Source organism: Mucilaginibacter sp. (genome assembly GCF_036383575.1).
Lineage (GTDB): Bacteria > Bacteroidota > Bacteroidia > Sphingobacteriales > Sphingobacteriaceae > Mucilaginibacter.
In genome coordinates this window covers 1-3,652 of the sequence record NZ_DASVOB010000196.1, presented here as the reverse complement: position 1 = coordinate 3,652, position 3,652 = coordinate 1, and the positions used below count along the sequence as shown (strand labels likewise).

General features: G+C 44.7%; 3 protein-coding genes. All 3 read right to left on the bottom strand.

Annotation, left to right across the window (positions count from 1 at the left end):
- Nucleotides 1-26: 26 nt before the first annotated feature.
- Nucleotides 27-1,349, bottom strand: a complete 1,323-nt coding sequence (locus VF500_RS07170; protein WP_330859014.1) for an MFS transporter — start codon at nucleotides 1,347-1,349, stop codon at nucleotides 27-29.
- A gap of 183 nt (nucleotides 1,350-1,532) precedes the next feature.
- A complete protein-coding gene (locus tag VF500_RS07165; protein ID WP_330859013.1) occupies nucleotides 1,533-2,912 on the bottom strand; it encodes a M20/M25/M40 family metallo-hydrolase in 1,380 nt (459 codons plus the stop codon).
- Nucleotides 2,913-3,139: 227 nt separating this feature from the next.
- Nucleotides 3,140-3,652 (bottom strand): helicase-related protein (locus VF500_RS07160; protein ID WP_330859012.1); only part of this gene is annotated, 513 nt, incomplete at its 5' end.

Below are 3,652 nucleotides of genomic sequence, written 5' to 3'. Positions count from 1 at the left end.
GCTATCGCTCAGGATGACAAATTACCCTACGCTTCCTTTATCCCCTCTTCGCCCGGTGCGTGGATCTGTTGCAAGGATAGTGGGATCAGTTTCTTAGTCTTAAGATAAGTAATACCAACAATGATCATGGTCATACTACCGCCAAATAACACTGACGGAACAGTGCCCAGCAGTTGTGCAGCCGTACCCGATTCAAAAGCACCGATCTCGTTAGAGGAACCTATAAACATCTGGTTAACCGCCGAAACCCTGCCGCGCATATGATCTGGCGTTAAAAACTGCATCAGTGTGCCACGGATGATCACGCTGATGCTATCAAATGCACCTTCGGTAAAAATGAATAGCAGTGAGAGATAAAAGTTAGTTGATAAACCGAAGCATATGATTGACAAGCCGAAGCCCGTTACTGCGATAAGAAGGTTACGCCATGGTTTTCCCATTGGCGAAAAACGCGTCATTACCAGCATGGTCAATACAGCTCCTAAGGATGACATAGCCCTCATTATGCCAAGTCCTTCGGCACCTACTTTCAGAATCTCGTTGGCAAAAACCGGCAGCAAAGCTACGGCGCCACCAAAAAATACCGAGAACAGGTCGAGGCTCATGGCACCTATCATCATCTTATTTCCAAACACAAAATGAATCCCTTCCGAAAGACTTTTCCAGATGCTTTCTTTAGGGACGTATTGCGCAGGATACTGCCTTAGCCTGTATACCAACACCAGCGATACCAACAGTAAAAACAGGATGCAGCTAAAAGTTGCAGTGATACCACTTAAACCCGCGATCACTTTACCGGCGTAACCGTATATTAAGCCACCCGCGGCAGGCCCTAAAATAGATGCCACCTGCCAGCTGCTGCTGCTCCAGGTACTGCCGTTAGGGTATAATTCTTTAGGGATACTATTGGCGTAAATTGTAAAGGTCGCTGGGCCGTAAAAGGCACGGGCAACACCATTACAAAATATCATAGCATACATGATCGGTACTATCCAGCCCGTATGTATAATACCGCTCATGCGATTGAGCGTAACGGTAAACATCACCAGGGAGGTAAGCAACACGCCGCTGAAGATCAGCAAAAGCATTTTGCGCTTTTCAGATTTATCAGCAATATAGCCGCCATATAACGCAATACCGATAGCCGGAATTGCCTCGCAAAGACCAATAAGGCCTAAGGCAATTTTACTATGGGTGATGCTGTAGATGTAAAAGCCGAGGACTACGGCCTGCATAGAATATGCAAAGGTGAAACAAAAACGCATGCCTATGTAAGATCTGAAATCTTTATAACGCAATGCTGCAAAGGAGTCTATTTTCCGGGGTTTACTATCGCCTTCTTCGGTCACTATTTATTATTTTTTAGATGTGCCGCAAAGGTAGCTATTTTTTTGAACCTTGATTAATAGGATCAAAGGATGACCTTGAAGATATGAACCATGATTTTTAGGATTAGAGGATTACCATGAATTTTATGCAAATAGCCAGGCATCATGTTCATCTTCTAATCCTAAAAATCAAGGTTCAGTTGCTTACAACCCGTGCTGATCAATCAAATATATAAATGCCGCCATACCCGCCGCGCCAAGCTCAAGCTCGCGTTTGTTTACGTTTTCAAAAACGTCTTTAGCGGTGTGGTGCAGGTCGAAATAACGTTGTGAATCAGGGCGGAAACCGATCAGCACTACACCCGGCAAAGTTTCTTTCATCGGTTCAATATCTGTACCTGCGCCGCCGATAGTTAATTTGTCAACATCATAGGGTTCCAAAATTGATTTGAAGTTATCATTTACCTTTTTAATAAAATCTTTTGATACATCGGCAAAGCTAAAACCGCGTGGAGTAAAACCGCCTTCGTCAGTTTCAATGGCTGCGATATGTTGTTCTTTGTTTTGTGCAGCCAGTTCGGCATATTTGGTACCGCCTTTATGACCGTTCTCTTCGTTCATGAAAAACACCGCACGTACCGAATTTTTAGGTTTATACCCTACCGCTTTAAAAATCCGCAGTACTTCAACAGATTGCATTACACCGGTACCATCATCATGAGCTCCTTCGGCCAAATCCCATGAATCCAGGTGACCGCCAACTGTAATAAATTTATTAGGGTTCTCCGAGCCGGTTATCTCGCCAATAATGTTGTATGATTTTACATCGGGCAATAGCTCACAGTTTTGTTTAAAGTAAAATTTAGCAGCCGGAAATTTCCTTAGCTTAAGCATGGTGCTTAGCTTATTGGCAGCTTTTGTAGATATAGCCGCAGCAGGTATGATTTTGCTACCCGGAGTAGCAAGTGTAGCGCCTGTATGCGGATAATCGTCAATAATTTCGGTAAGGGAACGCACTATCACACCCGCTGCACCAAGTTTAGCTGCTACAGCCGGGCCCATAAAACGCTGATCACCGGCATTACCATAGGCCGCACCTGTTTCAATAAAACGAGGATCAAACGCCCGGTTAAAGAATACTATCTTCCCCTTTACCACGCTTTCGCCAAGGCCTTCAAGTTCCTTGATACTTTTCACCTCTATAACATCAGCGGTAATACCATTTTTAGGTGTAGCAATCGACATCCCAAGTGCAACAATTGGCACCGGAATCCGGGTTTTGCCATCAATAATAGCCGCTTCCTCTTTTGCTCCGCGCACCCAATGCGGCACCATTACTTCCTGCAGGTAAACCTTATCAAAGCCGTAGCTATCCATCAGTTTTTTGCTCCAGTCAACAGCCTTTTGGGCATTGGTCGAACCACTGATGCGCTGACCTATATTTTTACACAGATAACGCAGGTTATCATAACACTGGCCGTTAACCAATGCCTCGTCATATATTTTGCGGATAGCTAAGGAGTCCTGTGCTTTTACTTGTGCGCACAACAACACGGCAGAAAATAGTAATGAAAGTTTCTTCATATCAATAGCGAGATCAGTTTCAACAAATGTACTATTTGAGTACCAAAGGCAGAAGGATGGAGGGCGTATAATTGAAGAAATTGATCCCAACAGGCATAAAAAATCGTCATTGCGAGGAACGAAGCAATCCCAAACTATAAAGGGCTGACTTGCTTAGCTGCTCTGCCTCTTGAGGATTGCTTCGTTCCTCGCAATGACGCTGCTTTTTTCCAAAGGGGGGTATTCTTCTACGATATCTTATCCCAACTCAATCCCGCGTTTTTTACTTCAAAAGCGTGGTGCAATACCAGGTTTTCGGGATGAGCCAGCTGCGGATCTTTTTCAAATATAGTTTCAACGCATTTACGTACCTTGAAAAGTAACTCCTGGTCGGTTGCCAGGTTGGCCAGCTTTAAATCAACCACGCCACTTTGCTGGGTTCCCTCAATATTGCCGGGTCCCCTCAATTGCAGGTCGATCTCCGAAATTTCAAAACCGTTGTTGGTTTTCACCATGGTATCCAGCCTGATCTTGCCATCATGACTTAGCTTGTGGCTGCTCATCAAAATACAATAGGATTGCTCGGCCCCACGCCCTACCCGGCCCCGTAATTGGTGCAATTGCGACAGCCCGAAGCGTTCGGCATTTTCAATGATCATCACGGAGGCATTAGGCACGTTCACCCCTACTTCAATTACAGTAGTAGCTACCATGATCTGTGTTTCGTGCTTAATAAAACGCTGCATTTCAAAATCCTTATC